Annotated in this window: 7 protein-coding genes, 2 tRNA genes and 1 pseudogene; 3 read left to right on the forward strand and 7 right to left on the reverse strand. The window is 41.8% G+C overall.

Annotation, left to right across the window (positions count from 1 at the left end):
- Window positions 1-286: 286 nt before the first annotated feature.
- A complete protein-coding gene (locus tag AC29Z1_RS10725; protein ID WP_488271455.1) occupies window positions 287-589 on the forward strand; it encodes an alpha/beta-type small acid-soluble spore protein in 303 nt (100 codons plus the stop codon).
- A gap of 320 nt (window positions 590-909) precedes the next feature.
- Here the strand turns inward: AC29Z1_RS10725 and AC29Z1_RS10730 are convergent, their stop codons facing one another.
- The 4 genes and pseudogenes from AC29Z1_RS10730 to AC29Z1_RS10745 all read right to left on the reverse strand — a co-directional run bounded on the left by AC29Z1_RS10730 (window position 910) and on the right by AC29Z1_RS10745 (window position 5,359).
- On the reverse strand, window positions 910-2,883 hold the full coding sequence (locus tag AC29Z1_RS10730; protein WP_488271456.1) for a penicillin-binding protein: 1,974 nt from the start codon (window positions 2,881-2,883) through the stop codon (window positions 910-912).
- A gap of 163 nt (window positions 2,884-3,046) precedes the next feature.
- Window positions 3,047-3,709 carry a TerC family protein gene (locus AC29Z1_RS10735; protein ID WP_488271457.1) on the reverse strand — a complete coding sequence of 221 codons (663 nt, stop codon included), beginning with the start codon at window positions 3,707-3,709 and terminating at the stop codon, window positions 3,047-3,049.
- A 277-nt stretch (window positions 3,710-3,986) separates the two neighbouring features.
- Window positions 3,987-4,870 (reverse strand): annotated as a pseudogene (locus AC29Z1_RS10740) (dipeptidase).
- 123 nt (window positions 4,871-4,993) lie between these two features.
- A complete protein-coding gene (locus AC29Z1_RS10745) occupies window positions 4,994-5,359 on the reverse strand; it encodes a hypothetical protein (protein ID WP_488271458.1) in 366 nt (121 codons plus the stop codon).
- Window positions 5,360-5,582: 223 nt separating this feature from the next.
- Here AC29Z1_RS10745 and AC29Z1_RS10750 point away from each other — a divergent pair, with 223 nt between their 5' ends.
- Window positions 5,583-5,918, forward strand: a complete 336-nt coding sequence (locus AC29Z1_RS10750; protein ID WP_488271459.1) for a hypothetical protein — start codon at window positions 5,583-5,585, stop codon at window positions 5,916-5,918.
- 98 nt (window positions 5,919-6,016) lie between these two features.
- Here the strand turns inward: AC29Z1_RS10750 and AC29Z1_RS10755 are convergent, their stop codons facing one another.
- The 3 genes from AC29Z1_RS10755 to AC29Z1_RS10765 form a co-directional block, all read right to left on the reverse strand.
- A complete protein-coding gene (locus AC29Z1_RS10755) occupies window positions 6,017-6,145 on the reverse strand; it encodes a hypothetical protein (protein WP_488271460.1) in 129 nt (42 codons plus the stop codon).
- A 173-nt stretch (window positions 6,146-6,318) separates the two neighbouring features.
- Window positions 6,319-6,409: transfer RNA gene (locus AC29Z1_RS10760), tRNA-Ser, on the reverse strand.
- Between the two features lie 62 nt (window positions 6,410-6,471).
- Window positions 6,472-6,560: transfer RNA gene (locus AC29Z1_RS10765), tRNA-Ser, on the reverse strand.
- A gap of 544 nt (window positions 6,561-7,104) precedes the next feature.
- On the opposite strand from AC29Z1_RS10765, the gene AC29Z1_RS10770 reads away from it, so the two are divergent.
- Window positions 7,105-7,460 (forward strand): CorA family divalent cation transporter (locus AC29Z1_RS10770; RefSeq protein ID WP_488271461.1); only part of this gene is annotated, 356 nt, incomplete at its 3' end.

Consider the following 7,460-nt stretch of genomic DNA (forward strand, 5'->3'; position numbering starts at 1 on the left):
TAGCTGCCGTTTTAACTACAATATCCAAAATACCTTCTGCAATGGCCATTTCATGCATGTGTAATCTCCACCTAACTTAGCTCTGACTTAGGCTTGCACTAACAACAATATTCTCCGCACTTTTGTAAATTCCTTCCATATAAAATTTAGTATTTTACTTTTTCTGTAAATTATTAAAAATAACTCAATTGGTTTTATTTTACTTAATTAACATAAAATTTATAGGATATCGTTTTTGATCACCGCAGATACTAGGATTAGAAAAATTTTAGGAGGTGCTTAATGAATGGCTAGAAGCAGAAAACCAGTTAATCCTGCTGCCGAAAATGCTTTAGACAATATGAAAATGGAAGTAGCTAATGAACTGGGTATCAGCGAGCGCGTACGCACCCAAGGTTGGTCAACCATGACTTCCGCTGACTGCGGTCGGGTTGGCGGCCACATGGTTCGCCGCATGATTGAACAATACCAAGCTGCAATGACAGGTCAAACGGCAACTGCCACTACCACCGCTTCAACCGGAGCTACCAATTCAACTGCCGCTCCTAGCGGTACCATGACTTCTCAGTTTAATATTAACGGAAATTAATTATCCTGATCGTGAAAGGCGGCTTATAGCTGCCTTTCACTTTTATAGCCTACCATAAATTTTTTACTGCACTCTGTGGAACAGGTAAAACAACAAAAGGTTTTGCGACGGTCCTATATGACGCTAGTGCCGATTACATCATAGATACCATAGCTATTGGCCAGCGTAAAGACCTTAGCATCAGCCAAGTCTTTTCTTCTAAAGCAAAACCAGCTTTTCTTGACATTAAGTTAAAAAACGCAAGCTTCGTAATGGCTTGCGTTTTTGATCGTAGTGCCACCTGATCTTGGATTTGCATGATGGCTGGTATTGCGTTTTCATTATCTGGGTTCAAAATAAACCACAATCTCAGTACCTGGTTTAACTGGCATATTGGGTAATACACTTTGTTTTATCGCCACACCCGTGCCGACAGGCACAAATGTAAGTCCTAAACGATGCAGTGCATCAGCAGTTTCGCGAATGGTTTTGCCGGCAAGAGCAGGCATCAAAACATGCCCTGGCGGAACCACTGGTGGTGGTTCGGGAACAACCACTGGTGCAGCATAAGGCTGGGATTTTTCTGATTTTGGTGGTAATAGCTGTTCAGTATCATTAGGACGAACATTTAAATACCGCATAACCTGGGTCATGATGTCACTAAATACCGGAGCAGCAATTTCCCCACCATAATAATAGCCTGCCGGATCATCAAGTACGACCAGCGCAGCAATCTGGGGATCTTCCACCGGCCCAAAACCAGCAAACGATGCGATATAATGTCCTGCTAGATAACCTGGTCCATTTGGATTTAATTTTTCTGCAGTACCCGTTTTTCCGGCAAACCGATATCCTTGTACAGCAGCCCGCTGAGCACCGCCTTCACTCACTACTTTTTCGAGCATAGTCGTCAAAATACGGGCAGTTTCTGGACTGATAACTTGTCTTACAACAATTGGATCAAAAGACTCTATCAAGTTACCGTCCTCATTACGATACTCTTTTATAATTCGCGGTTTCAGCAGTACTCCGTCATTAGCAATGGCTGCGATAGCACTCGTAAGCTGCAGCGGGGTAACAGCAATACTTTGGCCAATTGACATTGTAGCGATATCACTGTCGCGCATTTCCCTAGGATCAAATAAGATACCTGCTTCTTCGCCAGGTAGCTCAATACCGGTATATTCACCAAACCCAAAGGCTCGTGCATAGTTTATTAATTTAATAGCCCCAAGCCGCATACCAACTTCCACAAAACCGGTATTGATCGAGTTTTTGATAATATCCATGAACGTAATTTCGCCGTAGCTATCACCGCTCCAGTTCTTTATCCGCCGCCCGGATATTTCTACATATCCCTTATCAATAAACTTTTCGTCAGGACGCACCTTACCTTCTTCCAGTGCAGCCGCCGCAATAATGGCTTTAAAAGTTGAACCAGGCTCATACACAATGGAAACCGCCCGATTTTTCCATCCTTCTGGACCATACTGATAAAACTGATTGGGGTTGTATGTTGGCCGGCTAGCCATCGCCAAAATTTCCCCCGTCTTCGGCTGCATTATGATAACGGTTGCTGCCTTTGCTTTGGTCTGTTCCATAGCCTTATCCAGCGCCCGTTCGACAATATACTGAATGGTGCTATCAATCGTTAAGTAAACCGAACAGCCCTGTTTTTCAGGAATAAAGGAAAAAATTGACGCAAAAATGGGAATCCCGTAACTATCAGTATCAATAACCTGTTTGATTTGCCGGCTTTTAATGGTTTTATCAAGCACCAATTCAAGACCTTCTAACCCCACATCATCAGTACCGACAAACCCCAGAACTTGCGCTGCCAGGCCATTATTCGGATAATAACGTTTGCTTTCCTCAACAAAACCCAGTCCGGTAAGGTTATGTTCCTTAATAAGCGTCATAATGGCCTCTGTCTGCTCAGGCTCAAGGGTTCGTCTAATCCAGACAAAGCTGGCACCTGCTATCATCCGGTCTTTAATACTATCTGCCTTCATATCCAGAATAGGCGCAAGAAGATTAGCAACAGTATCTGGGTCTTTAATCTCCTGTGGATTCGCATACAGTGACTTGCTTATGATGCTTACTGCCAATTCCCGCCCAGTACGGTCATAAATAGTACCACGCGGCGACTGCATAATCCTGCTTTCTCTGAGTTGCTCCTGCACTCTAGCACTAAGCTGCTGGCCTTCACCAAACTGAATCCAGGCAATACGGCCTATTAAACCAATTAATGCCAGTATGGTTAGCAGCAAAAAACAGGCTAATCTTTTCTGAATGTTTTCCGGCATTGCTTTCATCTATGTCAATCCTTCCTGAGAAAACCTGCTCTTGGGGGAGATAAAACATTTATATTTATTCGCCGTATGTAGAATTTAACCTGCAAAAAATAACACCGCCAAAAAAGCGGTGTTAGATATCTTGATTAAAATAACTATTATTCTAAATCACTATCGTATTACCTTAATTGGCAGCCTTCTCCCTTGCACTTTTCTTCTTCCAAAGGCCCAAGGCCACAACTCCAACTGTAATTACTGCCGGCACAAGCCATTCAGGAACATAACCGTGAATAACAGGACCAATCTTTTTATCAGCCATCATCATTTCACCAGCCGTCCAAGCAATAAGAGCGGCACCTAAATAAACAACAATAGGAAATCTATCCATAATTTTGATAATAATCTGACTTCCAAAGATAATCAACGGGATACTAAGCCCAAGGCCCAGAACAAGCAATAAAAAATCACCCTTGGCTATCGCGGCAATTGCCAGCGTGTTGTCAAGACTCATGACCAAATCGGCAACAATAATAGTCTTGATAGCACCCCAGAAGGAAGACCCTGCTTCTATCTCTTCTTCACCCTCATCTTCAATAAGTAATTTTGCCGCAATCCAAATAAGAAGCAAACCACCAAAAAACTGAACATAAGGAATTTGTAAGAGATAAACTGCAATAAGTGTTAGAATAATCCGCAGAACAATTGCCCCGCCGCTGCCCCACAGGATGGCATGCTTCTGCTGCTTCGCAGGCAAATTGCGGCTGGCCAGAGCAATGACCACTGCATTATCACCGCTAAGCACGATATTTACCATCATGATACCAGCTAGCGCTACTAAGAATTCCATGTCTCCATTCCTTCCTTCTCTAATATTTAGCAATGCTAATCAACCATTGCTGTCTAATATCTGAATTTAGTACCAGATATTAATATATCGTAATTTTATTATAACTTTCTACAACAAAATGTACAAGTTTTCCGACAAAATATTACAAAAACTCATTGGTTCTTATTTCCACAACATTCGCCGGTTTGATGGTTTGAGTCAGCAGCTACCCTGCTTGTCCAGCCTATATGTATTTTCTATAAATTGTCAAAAATTATCAAAATCATTTCTTTGATGCTTATCCCAATGTCTCTTTAATCACTCTTAAAGCATTACCCCAAAAGATCTTCTCAAGCTCATCCTCACTAAAGCCTCGCTTTGCTAATGCGTTCAGCAGTTTAGGCAATTCCCCGACATGCGCAATTTCCACTTCCGAACTAATGCCATCAAAATCTGAACCAATCGCAATCACCTCAATACCGCCCACTTTGTACATATGTTCTATATGTAACACCATGTCGTCAATGCGGCTGATAGGAGCTTCACCCAAAAATTTTTTTTCGAAATTAAGCCCCATAACTCCACCTTTGTCTGCTAACAGTTTGATCATTTCATCAGTTAAATTACGAGGATGAGGTGTCAACGTACGGGCATTAGAATGAGAGGCTACAAAGGGTTTTGTCGCCAAGGCAGCCACATCATAAAATCCCCTGTCAGACAAATGATACCCAACCGATTCATTTCAGCAACAAGTTCCTGACCAAACGGAGTAAGCCCCTGCTCGTGGCATTCCGGCAGAACATTAGGATAACCGATTTCATTGGGATAATTCCAGGTCAGCGTAATCAGTCGTACACCCAAATTAAAAAACTTTTCAAGATTAGCAAGCTCCCCCTTAAGTACACCGCCTTCCTCAAGCGTAAGAAAAGCTGAAATCTTGCCATCAGAACGATGTTTCACTAATTCAGCATAATTCCTGGCCAGCGCAATATGCTGTTGATTTTGCGCAAGTTCATAATGGAACCGTTCTGCCATAGCCAGTGCCTGGGCCATTGGATCACTAGTCTTGGCCATATTTACAAACAGTGCAAAGAATTGAGCCTGCACTTGACCTTCCTTAAGTTTTTCAATATCCACACTGAATGAATTGCGATATAAACTCGCCTCTTCACCCGCCTCCATAAGCCGCCAAATGGTATCACAATGCAAATCAATACTATACAACTGCTCCGCCTCCTCTTTCCCCTATATCACTCACTGTACTTAATACATTTTCTATATAGTATTCTCATATAAGTTTTGATACTAATAGTTACTATATTTTTCCTGATAACTGCACTCCTTGTTTGCCATCTGTAACTGCATTTCAGCAGCTAATTGCTGGTTGAAACAATCAAACTCGACGTCAGTCATAATACCCGCCTCTCCTAATGCTACCTTAAGTTCCTCTGGCGTGAGACTGCGCCAAGACTGGTATTGCTGACTATCAATCAAAAAGTTACCGACAAGATAGGCGAGTATCTGTCCTGTCATTATACTGTCATTCCCCCCCGCACCAGCAGTCATATCGGGTTGGACAGTATCCGGACGGCTTAGGATTTGTTGACGCGGTCGCAACCAAACGGCAGCGGCAATCGCTACGACAATAACTATACCTATCAAATAGATCATTTTTATTCCTCCTTATATTCATCGAATGTACATAGTATAACCAGCAATAAACAAAAAAATGGTTATTCACATATTTCAAAAAACGCTCCAACAATACATCCAAAAATAGTTTAACCTAGCCAGATAATATGCAGTAAGAGTCCAACCCTACTCACACTATCAGCGACCACTGCATAATATACAGCGAGGAGTTTTCTAAACCCTTCAGAAAGGAGCGTAATACATGAGAGCCAAAGACTGGGTTAAATTCGGTGAAGTCAAAATTCTCGTTAATGTTCCCGGCCTTCCATCCCCAACGAACAACGGTTTTTCATTATTAACACTAACAGGAACAATACTTACAGAATTTCCTCGCAAGCACGATTGCCAGCCACCGGTTGTCATCCCAGATAAAGTAGAAGTCAAAGGCAAGGTAGCAGAAGAAGAAGAATATCTCATTGTGCGAGTTTCTAATGCAATCCTTCCCAATGGATTCCCGCTTACAGTCGACGAACTCACTACAGATGTAGCTATCAATACCGATTATATCATAATGATCCTGCCTGTAGTGGTCTGCTAACCATTTACTTTGACTAGCGGCAGTATATCCAGTAAGCAGCGGGTCCCCCCGTTGCTTATACATATATCTGATCCCTAAAAAATAAACCTACACCATTCTTAACGATAAAAGACTTGGCTTGTACCAAGTCTTTTAGAAAAAGCCAAGCAAATATCCGTCATGTTGCCATCGACATTAACACCATCCGGGCACATGTCGGCAGCTGCCCCAATTATCGGTATCGACATAATTTTGTTATTCCATTTTGTTGACTCTTCCTCGTGCTAAGACTATATTAAATATGTAGAAACATTTCGCCGAGTCTTTGATGATTAAAAATAACCTTTGCTAGAAAAGATTATTTTTAATATGACAAAGACGGCTATTAACCTTTCGGTTAATAGCCGTTTCTGCTTACATATGGCGGAGTGGGTGGGATTTGAACCCACGCAGGCCTCACGACCTCTAACGATTTAGCAAACCGTCCTCTTCAGCCACTTGAGTACCACTCCGTATCTTAGACTGAACATTTTGATTATAACAAAAGCTCTAGCATAAGTCAATGTGAATTTTATGGCGGAGGGGGTGGGATTCGAACCCACGGTCCCTTGCGGGATCACTGGTTTTCAAGACCAGCTCCATAAACCACTCGGACACCCCTCCGTATTCGGCACAGTTAGTATTATAGCAAACCACCCAAGGAATTGTCAACAAAACAGCCACAGGTAATTTTTATTCATTATACTCTTACCATAACCAAATACATATAACTTTCTATTAAGTATCATTCTAAGAAAATTAATAAACCAGGCTCAACAACTAGCTTACTTGAAGCAGCTAGTTGAAGAATAGGATAATCAGCAAATAAAAGTTTACTGTAAATCATAACTCCGTTGTCGTTAAATACCGCTATCAATAGTCTAAGCAGAAGAAAATCTTCATAATTTCGATATAAAAAGGTTGACTATTAACGTAAACAGAATTATAGTCTTTATATAGCTATTTTAAGATAAAACAAAGGCAGGTGAGATAAATGGATGTAGACCGACCTGGAGGGGTAGTTTTGCGCAATTTAATGAAATTAGGGGAATATTTCCGTTTTTCTCGCCTGACTTATCGATGTACCGGGAATGGTAACCATCCGTTTTTTTAGATAAGTTCAGGCTTGAAATTGTATTCCCCTTACTATTTGAAAGGGGGAGCAATTATGCTTAAAATATACCGTAGCAACTGTACTCATTTGTGTGAACTAACTCTCCACACTTTGGAAAAAGGTGCCTGGTTTAATCTTATTAACCCGACTCCCGCGGAACTGGAACAAGTAGCCGCCGCAACCGGCAGCCCCCTTGATTTCCTTAAGGCCGCTTTGGACGAAGAAGAACGTTCCCGGATTGAACTGGATGTAAACCATATGTTGGTCATCACCAATATTCCAATTATGCGTGGTCATGACAGTTATGATGCACTGCCGCTTGGCATCGTATTAACTCCTGAATATATTATTACCATTTGCCTGGAACCCAATGAGGTATTAGCTGACTTCAACCCCGATAATGCCCGGGC

The sequence above is a fragment of the Sporomusa sp. genome, from assembly GCF_057736855.1.

Bases quoted from the DNA above. Each gene is read 5' to 3' on its own strand.
- AC29Z1_RS10730 (WP_488271456.1), bottom strand. From the start codon at position 2,883: ATGAAAGCAATGCCGGAAAACATTCAGAAAAGATTAGCCTGTTTTTTG.
- AC29Z1_RS10745 (WP_488271458.1), bottom strand. From the start codon at position 5,359: ATGATCTATTTGATAGGTATAGTTATTGTCGTAGCGATTGCCGCTGCC.
- AC29Z1_RS10725 (WP_488271455.1), top strand. From the start codon at position 287: ATGGCTAGAAGCAGAAAACCAGTTAATCCTGCTGCCGAAAATGCTTTA.
- AC29Z1_RS10755 (WP_488271460.1), bottom strand. From the start codon at position 6,145: ATGTCGATACCGATAATTGGGGCAGCTGCCGACATGTGCCCGGATGGT.
- AC29Z1_RS10735 (WP_488271457.1), bottom strand. From the start codon at position 3,709: ATGGAATTCTTAGTAGCGCTAGCTGGTATCATGATGGTAAATATCGTG.
- AC29Z1_RS10750 (WP_488271459.1), top strand. From the start codon at position 5,583: ATGAGAGCCAAAGACTGGGTTAAATTCGGTGAAGTCAAAATTCTCGTT.